This window comes from Segeticoccus sp. (assembly GCF_035708005.1).
The window spans coordinates 13,597-28,269 of the sequence record NZ_DASSTI010000121.1 but is presented as its reverse complement, the minus strand read 5'-3'; the positions used below and the strand labels follow the sequence as shown (position 1 = coordinate 28,269).

General features: G+C 70.6%; 17 protein-coding genes. 15 read left to right on the top strand and 2 right to left on the bottom strand.

The annotated features are described in order from the left end of the window. The coding region (locus VFL99_RS12030; RefSeq protein ID WP_325106600.1) for an ISL3 family transposase at positions 1-1,144 on the bottom strand (1,144 nt) is incomplete at its 3' end. A gap of 576 nt (positions 1,145-1,720) precedes the next feature. Here VFL99_RS12030 and rpmE point away from each other — a divergent pair. The 3 genes from rpmE to prmC all read left to right on the top strand — a co-directional run bounded on the left by rpmE (position 1,721) and on the right by prmC (position 4,008). Beyond that, positions 1,721-1,939, top strand: a complete 219-nt coding sequence (gene rpmE / locus VFL99_RS12025; protein WP_325106599.1) for a 50S ribosomal protein L31 — start codon at positions 1,721-1,723, stop codon at positions 1,937-1,939. Positions 1,940-2,050: 111 nt separating this feature from the next. Next, positions 2,051-3,139, top strand: coding sequence for a peptide chain release factor 1 (prfA, locus tag VFL99_RS12020; RefSeq protein ID WP_325106598.1), 1,089 nt, complete (start codon positions 2,051-2,053; stop codon positions 3,137-3,139). An 11-nt stretch (positions 3,140-3,150) separates the two neighbouring features. Further along, positions 3,151-4,008 carry a peptide chain release factor N(5)-glutamine methyltransferase gene (gene prmC, locus VFL99_RS12015; protein ID WP_325106597.1) on the top strand — a complete coding sequence of 286 codons (858 nt, stop codon included), beginning with the start codon at positions 3,151-3,153 and terminating at the stop codon, positions 4,006-4,008. 25 nt (positions 4,009-4,033) lie between these two features. Here prmC and VFL99_RS12010 read toward each other — a convergent pair whose 3' ends face one another. After that, positions 4,034-4,717 (bottom strand): pentapeptide repeat-containing protein, encoded by a 684-nt coding sequence (locus tag VFL99_RS12010; RefSeq protein ID WP_325106596.1) that lies wholly within the window; start codon positions 4,715-4,717, stop codon positions 4,034-4,036. Positions 4,718-4,797: 80 nt separating this feature from the next. On the opposite strand from VFL99_RS12010, the gene VFL99_RS12005 reads away from it, so the two are divergent. The 12 genes from VFL99_RS12005 (at position 4,798) to VFL99_RS11950 (ending at position 14,672) form a co-directional block, all read left to right on the top strand. Next, on the top strand, positions 4,798-5,577 hold the full coding sequence (locus VFL99_RS12005) for a hypothetical protein (RefSeq protein WP_325106595.1): 780 nt from the start codon (positions 4,798-4,800) through the stop codon (positions 5,575-5,577). A gap of 9 nt (positions 5,578-5,586) precedes the next feature. Further along, the gene (locus VFL99_RS12000) at positions 5,587-6,306 is read left to right on the top strand and encodes an L-threonylcarbamoyladenylate synthase (protein WP_325106594.1); all 720 of its coding nucleotides are present in this window, start codon (positions 5,587-5,589) and stop codon (positions 6,304-6,306) included. 13 nt (positions 6,307-6,319) lie between these two features. Beyond that, positions 6,320-7,216 (top strand): DUF72 domain-containing protein, encoded by an 897-nt coding sequence (locus VFL99_RS11995; RefSeq protein WP_325106593.1) that lies wholly within the window; start codon positions 6,320-6,322, stop codon positions 7,214-7,216. A 101-nt stretch (positions 7,217-7,317) separates the two neighbouring features. Further along, positions 7,318-8,421: a glycosyltransferase family 4 protein gene (locus tag VFL99_RS11990; RefSeq protein WP_325106592.1), complete on the top strand. Its 1,104-nt coding sequence runs from the start codon at positions 7,318-7,320 to the stop codon at positions 8,419-8,421. 133 nt (positions 8,422-8,554) lie between these two features. Further along, positions 8,555-8,989 carry a hypothetical protein gene (locus VFL99_RS11985; protein WP_325106591.1) on the top strand — a complete coding sequence of 145 codons (435 nt, stop codon included), beginning with the start codon at positions 8,555-8,557 and terminating at the stop codon, positions 8,987-8,989. A 24-nt stretch (positions 8,990-9,013) separates the two neighbouring features. After that, positions 9,014-9,283 (top strand): AtpZ/AtpI family protein, encoded by a 270-nt coding sequence (locus tag VFL99_RS11980; RefSeq protein WP_325106590.1) that lies wholly within the window; start codon positions 9,014-9,016, stop codon positions 9,281-9,283. 112 nt (positions 9,284-9,395) lie between these two features. Beyond that, a complete protein-coding gene (gene atpB, locus VFL99_RS11975) occupies positions 9,396-10,205 on the top strand; it encodes a F0F1 ATP synthase subunit A (protein ID WP_325106589.1) in 810 nt (269 codons plus the stop codon). A gap of 128 nt (positions 10,206-10,333) precedes the next feature. Continuing rightward, positions 10,334-10,540 carry an ATP synthase F0 subunit C gene (gene atpE / locus VFL99_RS11970; RefSeq protein WP_325106588.1) on the top strand — a complete coding sequence of 69 codons (207 nt, stop codon included), beginning with the start codon at positions 10,334-10,336 and terminating at the stop codon, positions 10,538-10,540. Positions 10,541-10,585: 45 nt separating this feature from the next. Then, positions 10,586-11,176, top strand: coding sequence for a F0F1 ATP synthase subunit B (locus VFL99_RS11965; RefSeq protein WP_325106587.1), 591 nt, complete (start codon positions 10,586-10,588; stop codon positions 11,174-11,176). Beyond that, positions 11,176-11,988 carry a F0F1 ATP synthase subunit delta gene (locus tag VFL99_RS11960; protein WP_325106586.1) on the top strand — a complete coding sequence of 271 codons (813 nt, stop codon included), beginning with the start codon at positions 11,176-11,178 and terminating at the stop codon, positions 11,986-11,988. Before VFL99_RS11965 ends, VFL99_RS11960 begins: the two co-directional genes overlap by 1 nt. 82 nt (positions 11,989-12,070) lie before the next feature. Then, positions 12,071-13,711 carry a F0F1 ATP synthase subunit alpha gene (gene atpA / locus VFL99_RS11955; protein ID WP_325106585.1) on the top strand — a complete coding sequence of 547 codons (1,641 nt, stop codon included), beginning with the start codon at positions 12,071-12,073 and terminating at the stop codon, positions 13,709-13,711. A 61-nt stretch (positions 13,712-13,772) separates the two neighbouring features. Beyond that, the gene (locus VFL99_RS11950; RefSeq protein WP_325106584.1) at positions 13,773-14,672 is read left to right on the top strand and encodes a F0F1 ATP synthase subunit gamma; all 900 of its coding nucleotides are present in this window, start codon (positions 13,773-13,775) and stop codon (positions 14,670-14,672) included. Position 14,673 lies beyond the last annotated feature (1 nt).

Sequence of the window (14,673 nt, the reverse complement as noted above, 5' to 3'; positions counted from 1 at the left end):
TGACCGATTCGATGCGTCCGTTCGATAGTCCGTGCTCGATCGCCGCGAGGATCGAGTCGGCGTGCTTGACGATGCGTCGCTGCAGTTCGACGAAGGCGGGGATTCGGCAGCGCCGCGCCCATCCGATCCACACGTCGAGGGCTTCGGCGGCCTCGTCGACGTCGAGTTGGAACACCATGCGCAGGTGCTCCTTGAGCAGGTAGGCCCGGTACAGCCTCGGGTCGGCCTTGGCCACCCAGGCCAGCTTGGCCTGCTGGCGCTCGGTGAGGTTCTGCGGGTTCTTCCACAGCGCGAACCGGGCGTGCTTGAGCGCCTTGGCATGCCCACTGGCCCGCCCGGCCCGACGCCTGCCGACCGCGCCACGGGCTTCGTTCCAGGCTTGGCGCCGGACCTCATCCAACGCCTCGGTGGCCCACTTGACGATGTGGAACGGATCGGCGCAGCGCACCGCGGTCGGGCACCGCTGGGCGACCACGGCGCTGATCCAGTCGGCTCCGTCGGCGGACACGTGGGTGATCCGGGCGCACCGCTCGGGTCCGAGGGCGTCGAAGAACCGGTGCACGGTGGCCTTGTCCCGGCCCGGGGCGGCCCACAGCAAGTGCCCACTGTCGTGGTCGACCACCACCGTGAGGTACTTGTGCCCGCGACGGTAGGAGATCTCGTCGATCCCGATCCGCCGCACCTGCGAGAACCGGTCGTGGACCGCCTCGACCTCGGCCCACACCCGGGCGATGATCGACCCGACGGTGCGCCAGGCGATGCGCATCAACTCGGTCACCGTCGTCTTCGAGCAGTGCGTGGCCAGCCAGGCGACCTGGGCGTCGAAGTCGTGGGTGTGCCCAGCCCCGTGCCGGGCCCAGGGCACCGCAACCACGGTCGGGCCGTGCTCGGGACAGCTCACCCGGGGCGCGTCAGCCTCCAACCACACCCGCACCAGCCCCAGGTCCAGCCCGCGCCACCGTCGGCGGCCCTCGCCGTGGTCGTACCAAGGCGCCCGCCGCTGGCAGCGCCCACACCGCCCCCGGGCGCCCTTCTTCGGGCGCACATGCGCGATGAGCACCTGCTCGTCTTCCACGAGCTCGACATCCTCGATGACCGTCCGCTCGACGCCCAGCAGGGCACGCCATAGGGTTGCGTTCTGCACGCCGTTCTCCGCTCTGTAGTTCTGCGACTCTCGACAAGCCAGAACCTAGACAAGAGAACGGCGTGCACTCATTCAGGCGCGCTCAACCACCCACGGAAGAGTCAGGGGAGCCGCAAAAAGGGGGCACCAGCCAAGCCAGCCGAGGACCTAATCCCGTTGACAGTGCCCGAAGTCCGGGCCCTACTGGCCCACCTCATCTGGCACCGACCACCCGCTATCAGCGACGTGCTCAACTGGTCCCACTGGCGACGCCGACACCAAGCCCGTGCCCAACGCTGCCATTACGCCCGCCGCGGCGCCTCACCATAAGTGCGGCTGTAGTACTAGATTGCGCGGAGAGTCCCTAGATCGGCGGTGGGGGACGGCGGGTGGGGACAGCGGTGGGGGACGGGGGACGTGGGAAGGGGGTGGTGGCGAGGGGGAATGCGGGGGCACCCACCTGCGTTTCGGCATACGTGCCCTGATCTGGCACACTTGCTCACCGGCTGCCGGTTCACGGCCGCCGCCCGCGAGGTCTCCACGGAGCGCCGACGGACGGCGGACGACCCGGCGCACGACACCCCCCAAGGAGCAGCGTTGAAGACCGACATCCACCCCGAGTACGTCGAGACCACCGTGACCTGCACGTGCGGCGCGACGTTCCAGACCCGCAGCACCGCCACCTCCGGCAAGATCAACGCCGACGTGTGCTCGCAGTGCCACCCCTTCTACACCGGCAAGCAGAAGATCCTCGACACCGGTGGCCGCGTGGCCCGCTTCGAGGCCCGCTACGGCAAGAAGAAGGCCGCCAAGTAGCTTTCCCGCACCGCCGGTCCCCGCTGACGTTCGTCCCGGGGGTCGGCGGTGTCGTTTGTCCGGGACCTGCCTCGTCCCGCCGAGTGACCGTCCAGACCGGAAGAAGGCGCCATGCTCGAGTCCGCAGCAGCCCTGGTCGAGGAGCACGCCGACCTGGAGCGCCAGCTGGCGGACCCGGCCGTGCACGCGGACCCCGACCGGCTGCGTCGCCTCAACAAGCGGTATGCCGCCCTCGGGCCGACCGTCGCCGCCTACCGGACGTGGCGCACCGCCTGCGACGACCTGGCGGCCGCCCGTGAGCTCGCCGAGGAGGACGCCGGCTTCGCCGAGGAGGTGCCGGCGCTGGAGGAGGCGCTGACCGCGGCCGAGGCGCGACTGCGCACCCTGCTGTTGCCGCGCGACCCCGACGACGACCGCGACGTGATCCTCGAGGTCAAGGCTGGGGAGGGCGGCGAGGAGTCGGCGCTCTTCGCGGGCGACCTGGTACGGATGTACCTGCGCTACGCCGAGCACCACGGCTGGAAGGCCGAGGTCCTCGACGGCACCGAGTCCGACCTCGGTGGCTGGAAGGATGTGCGGGTGGCCATCCACGCCAAGGGCACGCCCGAACCCGGGGAGGCGCCGTGGGCGCGGCTCAAGTACGAGGGCGGCGTGCACCGGGTGCAGCGGGTGCCGGTCACCGAGAGCCAGGGGCGGATCCACACCTCCGCCGCGGGGGTGCTGGTCATGCCGGAGGTGGACGACCCCGAAGAGGTCGAGATCAACCCGCACGACCTCAAGATCGACGTCTACCGCTCCTCGGGGCCGGGCGGGCAGAGCGTCAACACCACCGACTCGGCGGTGCGGATCACCCACCTGCCGACCGGTCTGGTGGTGTCCTGCCAGAACGAGAAGTCCCAGCTGCAGAACAAGGAGCAGGCGCTGCGCGTGCTGCGCGCCCGGCTGCACCAGCTGGCGGTCGACGAGGCTGCCGAGGCGGCCTCGGACCTGCGGCGCTCGCAGGTCCGCACGGTGGACCGGTCCGAGCGGATCCGCACGTACAACTTCCCCGAGAACCGGATCGCCGACCACCGCACCGGCTACAAGTCCTACAACCTCGACGCGGTGCTCGACGGCGATCTCGACCCGGTGATCCAGTCCGCCGTCGACGCCGACGAGGCCGCGCAGATGGCGGCGGTCGGCGACGGCTCGGCCGGCTGATGAGTACCCGGTTGAGCGACGCGGTCCGGCAGGCGGCCCAGCTGCTCGCCGAGCACGACGTGCCCAGTCCGGAGACCGACGCGATCGCGCTCGCCGCGCATGTCGTCGGCTGCGACCCCGCCGAGCTGCACCGCCGGATGGTGCTCGGCGACGCGGTCCCCGCGGACTGGGACCGGTTCGAGGAGCTGGTCGCCGAGCGCGCCCGACGGATCCCCCTGCAGCACCTCACCGGCCGGGCCGGGTTCCGTCGCCTCGAGCTGGCCGTCGGCCCGGGCGTGTTCGTGCCGCGTCCGGAGACGGAGCTGACCGCCGAGCTGGCGATTGCCGCTGCCCACGAGACCTCGCGCGCCGTCGTCGTCGACCTGTGCACCGGCTCGGGGGCGATCGCGCTCAGCGTCAAGGACGAGGTGCCGCTCGCGCAGGTGTACGCCGTCGAGCTCTCGCCCGAGGCGCACGCCTGGGCGCTGCAGAACCGCGAGCGCACCGGGCTCGACGTCGAGCTCCGGCTCGGTGACGCCGCCATCGCCTTCCCCGAGCTCGCCGGCCGCGTCGACGTGGTCGTGTGCAACCCGCCGTACATCCCCGAGGGAATGGTCCCCACCGAACCTGAGGTCCGCGACCACGACCCCGAGCTCGCGCTCTACGGCGGCAGCCTCGACGGGCTCGCCGTTCCCCTGGCGCTCGCCGCCCGCGCCGCGGACCTGCTGCGGGACGAGGGTGCCCTCGTGATGGAGCACGCGGACGTGCAGGGCACGTGGCTGCCCGATGCCCTCGAGCGCGCCGGTGTGTGGCGCGAGGTCGCGGACCACAAGGACCTCACCGGCCGGCCCCGTGTCGTGACGGCCCACCGGGTCCCGCGCGACGGCTGAGCGCGGCGGACGCCGGTCGGCGGGCCTACTCGACCACCGTCACGCCGGTCAGTGCCTCGAGCAGCCGGGTCGCCTGCACGGGCGTGATGATCGCGCCCTTGAGCGCCCGCAGCCCGTCGAGGTCCAGCTCGCCGAGGTCGGCGCCGCGCAGGTCGGTGCCGGTGAGGTTGGCGTCGAACAGGTCGACGTGCAGCATCTCCGCGCCGGACAGGTCGCTGCCGCGCAGGTCCGCGCCCCGCAGCACCGCCTCGGTGAGTCGCAGCCCGCTCAGCGGGACCCCGGTGAGCACGACGCCGGTGAGGTCCGCGGCATACAGGTTGCACCGCAGGAACTGCATCCCCAGCCCGCGGCTGTCGGCGAAGGTGGCGCCCATCAACCGGCATCCCTCGAACACCGCCCCCGTGGTCAGCGACCCGGCAAACCGCGCGTCGCTCGCATCGACGTCGTGGAAGCGTGCCGAGCCGAGGTCGACGTCGACGAACTGCGCTCGCCGGGCGCTCCCGCCGGTCCAGACCGCCTCGTCGCAGGTCGCGCCGTGCAGGCGTGCCTCGTCGCACGTGCAGCCCACGAACTGCCACCCGCCGAGGTCCAGTCCGCGCAGGTCGGCGCCGCGGAGGTCGCACTCGACCAGACGGTGTGGCCCGGCTGCCACGTCGTCGCGCTCCCGCAGCGCGGTCCCTGACAGGTCCAACTCGCTCAACTCGCTCACCTGCGTGATCGTGGCACGAGCAGCAGACACGGTTCGTTGAGCGGGCAGCGTGGACGCGCCACCGGCGAAAGGGCACAGTGATGGGGTTCTGGGACAGGTTGTTCGGACGCGGCGACACGGGCAGCCAGCGGCAGGAGAGCGTCCCTGCCGCGACGGGCGGTGAGGGGCTGAGCGACGGGCAGGCGATCGAGCGCTACCAGTACCTGCTGCGGACCGCGCCCCCGGAGAAGATCGAGCAGGCGCACGAGCAGGCCTTCGCCCGGCTGACTCCCGAGCAGCGCCAGGAGGTGCTGCGCCGGCTCAGCCAGGACCTGCCGGAGGCCGAGCGTCCGCAGGACGACTCACCGCGCTCGCTGGCCCGGTCGACCACGCGCATGGAGGTGCTCAACCCCGGCTCGATCCGGCGCACCTTCGGGGGCGGCTTCGGGATGGGACCGGGTCTCGGCATGGGAATCGGCTCGATGCTGCTCAGCAGCATGGCCGGCGCGTTCGTCGGCAGCGCGATCGCGCAGGAGCTGTTCGCCGACGATCCGGGAGCCGGGTTCGGTGACGGCACCGGCCAGGGCAACGAGGGCCAGGGCGCGGACGGGCAAGGCAACGACGGGCAAGGGGGCGACGGGCAGGGCGCGGACGGGCAAGGCAACGACGGGCAGGCAGACCCCGGAACGGACGGCTCGGGGGGCGACGTGCAGGCCGCCGGCTACGACGGTGGCTACGAGGACGGCGGCTACGGCGGCTACGACGGTGGTGGGGACTACAGCGGCGGCGGTGCGGACTACGGCGGTGGCGGAGGCTACGGCGACCTGGGTGGGGGCGGCTTCGGTGACTTCGGTGGGGGAGACTTCGGGAGTGATGTCTAGGAGGAACCGATGAGTGGCGTGGTGGACTGCACCAGCGAGGAGAGCCGGGCGGCAGGGGTCAAGCAGGCCGCCGAGGTCGTCCGGGACGGGGGCCTGGTGGTGCTCCCGACCGACACGGTCTACGGCATCGGGGCGGACGCGTTCGACGCGGACGCCGTCGCCGCCCTGCTGGAGGCCAAGGGGCGGGGACGCGACATGCCCCCACCGGTGCTCGTGCCGAACCCGCGCACCGTGGACGGCCTCGCCACCCGGGTGCCCGACTACGCGCGATCCCTCATCGAGGCGTTCTGGCCCGGCCCGCTCACCCTCGTGCTGCACGCCCAGCCGTCGCTGATGTGGGACCTCGGCGAGACCAACGGCACCGTCGCGGTGCGGATGCCCAGGGAGGACACCGCACTGGCCCTGCTCGACGAGGTCGGCCCGATGGCCGTGACGTCGGCCAACCGCACCGGCCAGCCGGCGGCCACCACGGTCACGGAGGCCGCGGTGCAGCTCGGCTCCTCGGTCGAGGTCTACCTCGACGGCGGAACGGCCGCCGGCGGCGAGGCTTCCACCATCCTCGACTGCACCGGCGACGTGCCGAGCGTCCTGCGCGCCGGGGCGTTGCCTCCCGAGGCGTTGCAGGAGGTGCTCGGCGAGGTGCGCCTGGACGGCGCGCCCGAGGGCCACGGCGACGCCACGGACACGCCGTCCTCCGACGAGCCCGACCGGGAGAGCTCCGGGGACTGACGAGAGGGGAGCCATGACCGGCGGGCGGATCCGCGTCGGCATCTCCGGCTGGCGCTATGCCCGCTGGCGCGGCACCTTCTACCCGCCCGGCCTGCCCCAGCGCCGAGAGCTGGAGTACGCCGCCTCCCGGTTCGGCTCGGTGGAGATCAACGGCTCGTTCTACTCGCTGCAGCGGCCCAGCAGCTACGCGCGCTGGGCCGCCGAGACGCCGGAGGACTTCGTCTTCGCCGTCAAGGGTGGCCGCTACATCACGCACATGCTCAAGCTCGTCGGCGTGGAGACCGCGCTCGCGAACTTCTTCGCCTCCGGGGTGCTCGCGCTCGGGTCGAAGCTCGGTCCGGTGCTGTGGCAGCTGCCCCCGGTGCTGCGCGCCGACCCCGGACGTCTGACGCAGTTCTTCGCGCTGCTGCCGCGCACGACGACGGCGGCCGCGCAACTCGCCGCGCGGCACGACGCCAAGGTGCCCGACGACCGCGCGCTCACCACGGCTCTCGGGGACCGGCCGATCCGTCACTCCCTCGAGGTGCGGCACGGCAGCTACACCGACTCGGCGGTGCTCGACCTGCTGCGTCGGCACGACATCGGTGTGGTCGTCGCCGACACCGCCGGGAAGTGGCCACTGCTGGAGGAGGTCACCTCCGACTTCGTCCACGTCCGGTTGCACGGGGCCGAGGAGCTCTACGTCAGCGGCTACACCCCCGACGCCCTGGACCACTGGGCCGGGCGGTGCGCGGCCTGGGCCGACGCCGGCTGCGACGTCTTCGTCTACTTCGACAACGACGTGAAGGTCCACGCGCCGTTCGACGCCCTCGCCCTCATGGACCGCCTCGGGCTGTCCGCGCCGGGCCCGGTCGGCGTCGAGGCGGACGAGGGGGAGCAGGCCGCCGACCCTCTTCGTCGGCGCCGCTGAGGCGCCCACCCGGGCGGCACACAGCCGCCGCTGCGACGCACACGCAGGCGGTCGGCATACCCTCAGGAGGACACCGTCCCCCGTTCCGAGGCAGTGACCCCGTGCGCGAGTACGTCCTGGTCTTCGTCGTGGCTGCCGCCATGACGTATGCCGCGACGCCCCTGGTCCGGTGGCTCGCCGTCCGCACGGGGGCCTTCACACCGGTGCGCGAACGCGACGTCCACGCGGTGCCGATCCCGCGCATGGGCGGGGTGGCGATGCTCATGGGCTTCGCCGCGGCCATGCTGGCCGCCACCCGACTGCCCTACCTGTCCCAGCTGTTCCAGACCGACCAGCTCGTGGCGGTGCTCGGCGGAGCGGCCATCATCTGCGCGCTGGGTGCCATCGACGACATCCACGGCCTGGACTGGCTCACCAAGCTCGCCGGCCAGATGATCGCCGCCGGGGTCATGGCGTTCGGGGGAGTCCAGCTGCTGTCCCTGCCCATCGGCGGGGTCACGGTGCTGCCCACCCAGGTGCTGGTGCCGCTGACCGTCATCATCGTGGTCATCTCGACCAACGCGGTGAACTTCGTCGACGGACTGGACGGGCTGGCCGCGGGCATCGTGGGCATCTCGGCGCTGGCGTTCTTCGCCTGGTCCTACCTGATCTCGCGCAGCTACGACCCGCCGAACGTCTTCTCCTCCGCCACCTTCATCACCGCTGCCCTGGTCGGCGTGTGCGTGGGCTTCCTGCCGCACAACTTCCACCCCGCGCGGCTGTTCATGGGCGACGCGGGGGCGCTGCTGCTCGGGCTGCTGCTCGCGGCCGCGACGATCTCGATGACCGGCAGCATCGACCCGTCCTCCAACCTCAGCGGCACCTCGTTGGCGGCCGCCTACCTGCTGCCGATCGTGCTCCCGCTGGCCATCCTCACGGTGCCGCTGCTCGACGTGCTGCTCGCCGTCACCCGCCGGATCAGGCGCGGCCAGGCCCCGTGGACCCCGGACGCCCACCACCTGCACCACCGGATGCTGCAGCTCGGGCACAGCCACCGGCGCGCGGTGCTGCTGCTCTACCTGTGGTCGGCGATCATCGCCCTCGGCGCCGTCTCCTTCGCGTTCGTCGAGGTGTGGGTGGCCGCCGGGGTCATCCTCGGGGCGGCCGTCTTCGCGTTCCTCCTCACCTGGGGACTTCCGCGGTGGAGACCGGTTTCACGCTTGTGATAGCATTCACAAGCGTTCGAACGAACGAAAATCCCCTCCTCACGAGTCGCCAACGACGACGCCCGACCGGGCAGATGGTGAGTACCCGGACATGGAGTCCCCCCAGCGATCGGTAGCGGGCGCTACCCCCGCAGTGAGCGCGCCCTTCGCCGCGATGCTGCGCGGCGCGCTCCTGCCGACCCTCGTGGTGGGTGCCCTGACCGTGCTCGTGTTCGGTCTCCTGCGCGGGGGCAGCGGAGCGGCGGCCGCCGCGATCGGCGTCGCCATCGCCGTGCTGTTCTTCGCCGCCGGCCTGAAGGTGATGATCCGCATCGTCGAGGCGAACCCCGTGGCGGTGTTCGCCGGAGCGATGGCGGTCTACCTCGGCCAGCTGGTCTTCCTCGGAGTCGTCGTGCTCCTGCTGGGACAGGTAGCGTGGCTCGATGGGTGGGCCTGTGGCCTCGCCGTCTTCGTCGCGACGATCGTGTGGCAGGTCTTCCAGGTGCGGGCCTACCTGCGCATGCGCCAGCCGGTGTATGACGACCCGCACCCTTCCGTGCCGACGCACCACGCGGGCGGCACACCGTGAACGTGCAGTTGCGAGGACGAGATGGTGGAGCGCGAGCAGGGCTCGCCGCGGGAGCCCGAGGAGCGACCGGACGGGTCGTCGGGTCCCCCCGACCCGGACGCCGGCTACCCCGGCATGCAGCGCAGTCCCGAGTGGGACGCGATGGCCTCGGTGATCTCCGGGCCGATCGTCTTCGGAGGGATCGGCTGGCTGCTCGACCACTTCCTGCACCTGTCGCTCTTCCTGCCGATCGGCATCATCGGTGGTATGGCGCTTTCGCTGTACCTCCTGTGGTTCCGGTACGGTACTCACTGACCGCCTCGGGGACGCGTGCCCATGTCCGGCTGCCCCGAGGTCGCACTGTGGCGCCCGCCGCCATGGGGAACCCGACTTTCGCCCGTCCGCTGCCGATGACCAAGGAGACGTCGTGAGCATCCCTCTGCTCGCTGTGAACGGGGCGCTGGCCGCCAGTGATGGCGGAGGCTTCCATGCGCCCACGACCGAGGACTTCTGGCAGCCCCTGTTCGGCAGTGGTCAGTTCGCCTTCACGCGGCCCATCCTGATCTTCATCATCTCGATCGCCGCGCTGTCCTGGTGGTTCGTCGCGACCTCCCGCAAGGCCGCCGTGGTCCCGAGCAAGGGGCAGTGGCTGACCGAGGGCATCTACGGGTTCATCCGCAACGACCTCGCCCGCGACATGATCGGCAGCAAGGACTTCCTGCGGTTCGTGCCGTTCCTGTTCTCGATGTTCCTCGTGCTGCTGGTGAACAACCTCTACGGCATCATCCCGTTCTTCCAGTTCCCGACGTTCAGCCGGATCGCCTTCCCCATGGCGTTCACGATCGTCGTCTACGTCATCTACCACTACCTGGGCTTCAAGAAGCACGGGCTGACCGGCTACTTCCGGTCCTTCTCCCCTCCGGGGCTGCCGGGCTGGATCGTTCCCATCGTCATCGTCCTGGAGACCTTCTCCTTCTTCGTCACCCGACCGCTGACCCTCTGCATGCGGTTGTTCGGCAACATGCTCGCCGGGCACATGCTGCTGCTGGTGTTCATCCTCGGTGGCGAGTACATGTTGATCCACGGCGACTTCTTCCTGAAGGCGATCTCGGTGCCCACCTACATCCTCGCGTTCGTCATGACCGCGTTCGAGGCACTCATCGAGGTCGTGCAGGCCTACATCTTCACCCTCCTCGCCGCGTCCTACATCGCCACGGCGCTGGCCGACGAGCACTGAGCCACCAGCCGGAGCCAGCCGGCCCCGGTGGACCACAACTTCATAGCTAGCAAGGCAACACGCTGTTCCAACCCTGGAATGCCTCCCCGGTCCGTTCGGGGAGACCAACGAATGAAAGAGAGACGAACGTGTCAGGCAACATTGCGATCGTGGGTTACGGCCTTTCCGCCATCGGCCCCGGTATCGGCATCGGCTTGATCTTCGCCGCGTACATCAACGGTGTCGCTCGTCAGCCCGAGGCCCGCGGCATGCTGCAGTCGATCGCCATCCTCGGCTTCGCCTTCGCCGAGGCGCTCGCCATCTTCGGTCTGGTGCTCTTCTTCATCAACAAGTAGTGAGCAGGGACCGCACCCATCGGCACCGATGCACTAGGAGTTCCCGTGCACTTCATCGCCAGCATCGCCAGCGCTGACAACGCGCCCGATCCGAACAGCTCGGTGATCCTCCCCCAGTGGGGTGAGCTCATCGCGGGCTTCGTCTTCTTCGCGATCTTCTACATCGTCGTGAAGCAGAAGGTGGTGCCCCGCCTCGAGAAGGCCTACGCCGACCGGACGGCGGCCATCCAGGGTGGCATGCACAAGGCCGAGCAGGCCCAGCAGGAGGCTCAGGCCGCGCTGCAGGAGTACAAGGCCCAGCTGGCCGACGCCCGCGCCGAGGCTGCCCGCATCCGCGAGGAGGCCAAGGAGCAGGGCGCAGCGATCCTCGCGGACATGCGCAAGCAGGCGCAGTCCGAGGCGACGCGCATCACCGAGTCGGCGCACAAGCAGATCGAGGCCGAGCGCCAGCAGGCGATCGTGTCGCTGCGCAGCGAGGTGGGTCGGATCTCCACCGACCTGGCCAGCCGCATCGTCGGGGAGTCGCTGGACGACGACGTCCGCCAGAAGGGCATCGTCGACCGCTTCCTCGCCGAGCTGGAGGCGGGCGAGGTCCGCCCCGAGGCCGTGGGGTCGGGCGCCGGGCAGGAGGTCTGATGCTCGGCTCATCACGCGCCGCCGTGACCGCGGGCCGGGACGCCCTGGCCGCCGCGCTGCACAGCGGCGTCGACTGGAACCAGCTCGCCGAGGAGCTGTTCGCCGTGACGGCCGCGGTCGACGGCAACGCCGCCCTGCGTCGCGCGTTGGTCGACCCCTCGCGGGAGGGTGCGCCCAAGCGCCAGCTGGTCACCCGGCTCTTCTCGGGCAAGGTGAGCACCGCGACCGCCCACGTGCTGGAGACGCTCGTCAGCCAGCGCTGGTCCCGTGACCGTGACCTGGCCGACACCGTGGAGAACCTCGGGGTCGAGGCCGTCGTCGCCTGTGCCGAGGCCGGGGAGCGCCTCGACGCCGTCGAGGACGAGCTGTTCCGCTTCGGTCGGCTCGTCGCGGGGACCCCGGACCTGCGCCGGGCGGTGAACGAGCAGCAGGCGTCCACCGAGGCCCGGGCCGACCTGGTCGAGCGGCTGCTGGAGGGGCGCACAGCGCCGGAGACGGTGCGGCTGGTCCGCCACGCCGTCGTCGCACCGCGGGGCCGCAGGTTCGACCGGATCGTCGAGGGCTACCTCTCGGTGATCGCCCGCCGGCGCGAGCAGCTCACCGCCACGGTCTTCACCGCACGCGCGCTCGAGAGCAGCCAGCGGGAGCGGCTGGCGCGGGCGCTCGCCCGCATCTACGACCGGATGATCCAGGTCAACGTGGTCGTTGACCCCGACGTGCTGGGCGGGCTGCGCATCCACGTCGGCGACGAGGTCATCGACGGCACGATCCTGCGGCGCCTCGACGAGGCGCGGCGCCAGCTCGCCGGCTGACGGCGCGGCCACCGCACGGCCGACCCCCACCCACCCCACCCACGCACTTCCGGCCACCAGAGCCGCACACGAGGAGAGAGACATGACGGAGCTCACGATCCGTCCGGAGGAGATCCGCGACGCGCTGGACCAGTTCGTCCAGTCCTACGAGCCCGGTACGGCGTCCCGCGAAGAGGTCGGTCGGGTCGCTGATGCCGGTGACGGCATCGCCCACGTCGAGGGCCTGCCCTCGGCGATGGCCAACGAGCTGCTGGAGTTCGAGGACGGCACGCTGGGTTTGGCCCTGAACCTCGACGTCGACGACATCGGTGTCGTGATCCTGGGTGACTTCGCCGGCATCGACGAGGGCCAGGAGGTCAAGCGCACCGGTGAGGTCCTCTCCGTCCCGGTCGGCGACGACTTCCTCGGCCGCGTGATCGACCCGCTGGGTCACCCGCTCGACGGCATGGGTGAGATCAAGCACGAGGGCCGCCGGCAGCTCGAGCTCCAGGCGCCGACCGTGGTGCAGCGCAAGTCCGTGCACGAGCCGCTGCAGACCGGCATCAAGGCCATCGACTCGATGATCCCGATCGGCCGCGGCCAGCGGCAGCTGATCATCGGCGACCGCCAGACCGGCAAGACCACCGTTGCCGTCGACACGATCATCAACCAGAAGCAGAACTGGGAGTCCGGGGACCCGGACAAGCAGGTGCGCTGCATCTACGTGGCCATCGGTCAGAAGAACTCCACCATCGCCGGTGTGCGCGGCGACCTGGAGGAGGCCGGCGCGCTGGAGTACACCACCATCGTCGCGGCACCCGCGTCCGACGCGGCCGGGTTCAAGTACCTCGCGCCCTACACCGGGTCGGCCATCGGCCAGCACTGGATGTACCAGGGCAAGCACGTCCTCATCGTCTTCGACGACCTGTCCAAGCAGGCCGAGGCCTACCGCGCCGTGTCCCTGCTGCTGCGCCGCCCGCCGGGCCGCGAGGCCTACCCGGGTGACGTGTTCTACCTGCACAGCCGCCTGCTGGAGCGCTGCGCCAAGCTCTCCGACGAGATGGGCGCCGGCTCGATGACGGGGCTGCCCATCATCGAGACCAAGGCGGGCGACGTGTCGGCATACATCCCGACCAACGTCATCTCCATCACCGACGGCCAGATCTACCTGCAGGCGGACCTGTTCAACTCCAACGTCCGCCCGGCGATCGACGTGGGTGTCTCCGTCTCCCGCGTCGGTGGTGACGCGCAGATCAAGGCGATGAAAGAGGTCTCCGGTCGGCTCAAGCTGGACCTCGCGCAGTTCCGTGCGATGGAGGCGTTCGCGATGTTCGCCTCCGACCTCGACGCCGCGTCGCGCGCCCAGCTGGAGCGGGGCTCCCGCCTCGTCGAGCTGCTCAAGCAGCCGCAGGCCTCGCCGATGCCGGTCGAGGAGGAGGTCGTCGTGATCTGGGCCGGCACCACCGGTCAGCTCGACGACGTCGCGGTGGAGGACGTGCAGCGGTTCGAGGCGGAGTTCCTCGACTTCGTGCGGCGCGAGCACAGCGGCATCCTCGACTCCATCCGTGAGGTCAAGAAGCTCGAGGACGGCACCAAGCAGGGCCTGCAGGAGGCGGTGGGCAGCTTCAAGGAGCAGTTCGTCGCGGCCGCCGACGGTGGCACCCAGGCCGGCACCGAGCAGCACGACGAGATCACCGCCGACCAGATCAACCAGGCGCAGATCGTCCGTCAGCAGCGCGGCTGAGCCGGCTGAGCGCAACGAACGCGAACGCGACGACGTAGACGACGAAGAGAGGCGGAGAGTCATGGGAGCGCAGATCCGGGTCTACCGGCAGCGCACGCGGTCTGTCCGGTCGATCCAGAAGATCACCAACGCGATGGAGCTCATCGCGGCCTCCCGGGTGGTCAAGGCGCGCCAGCGGGTCGCTGAGTCGACCCCCTACGCGACGGCGCTCACCCGCGCGGTGTCCGCGGTGGCGACCTACTCCGACGCGGACCACCCGCTGACCACGGAGCGGCGGGACGTCCGGCGCTCCGGGGTCATCATCGTGACCAGCGACCGAGGTCTGGCGGGCGCCTACTCGGTCTCGGCGATCAAGAAGAGCGCCGAGCTCATCGAGAAGCTCCAGAACGAGGACAAGGAGGTCGTGCCCTACCTCATCGGCCGCAAGGCCGTGAGCTACTACGACTTCCGCCGCCGCGAGTACGCCGCCCAGTGGACCGGGATCTCCGAGAACCCGGACTTCGAGTCGGCCCGGACCATCGGTGAGCGTGTCACCAACGACTTCATCGCCGGGGCCGACGAGGGCGGGGTGGACGAGCTGCACCTGGTCTACACCAAGTTCCAGAGCATGGTCACCCAGGAGCCGCAGGACCTGCGGCTGCTGCCGCTCGAGGTCGTGGAGGGCACCGAGCCGCCGGCCCCCGGTGAGGTCCTCCCGCTCTACGAGTTCGAGCCGAGCCCCGAGGCGGTGCTCGACGCGCTCCTGCCCAAGTACGTCACCTCGCGGATCTACAACTGCCTGCTGCAGTCGGCCGCCTCGGAGCTCGCTGCCCGCCAGCGGGCGATGAAGTCGGCGACCGACAACGCCGAGGAGCTCATCAAGACCTACACCCGGCTGGCCAACCAGGCCCGTCAGGCCGAGATCACCCAAGAGATCAGCGAAATCGTGGGCGGCGCCAGCGCCCTCGCCGACGCCAGCTAAA

Coding starts and splice junctions, on each gene's coding strand:
- VFL99_RS11950 (WP_325106584.1), top strand. CDS start 13,773: ATGGGAGCGCAGATCCGGGTCTACCGGCAGCGCACGCGGTCTGTCCGG.
- atpA (WP_325106585.1), top strand. CDS start 12,071: ATGACGGAGCTCACGATCCGTCCGGAGGAGATCCGCGACGCGCTGGAC.
- VFL99_RS11995 (WP_325106593.1), top strand. CDS start 6,320: ATGACCGGCGGGCGGATCCGCGTCGGCATCTCCGGCTGGCGCTATGCC.
- VFL99_RS12005 (WP_325106595.1), top strand. CDS start 4,798: ATGGGGTTCTGGGACAGGTTGTTCGGACGCGGCGACACGGGCAGCCAG.
- VFL99_RS12000 (WP_325106594.1), top strand. CDS start 5,587: ATGAGTGGCGTGGTGGACTGCACCAGCGAGGAGAGCCGGGCGGCAGGG.
- prfA (WP_325106598.1), top strand. CDS start 2,051: ATGCTCGAGTCCGCAGCAGCCCTGGTCGAGGAGCACGCCGACCTGGAG.
- VFL99_RS11960 (WP_325106586.1), top strand. CDS start 11,176: ATGCTCGGCTCATCACGCGCCGCCGTGACCGCGGGCCGGGACGCCCTG.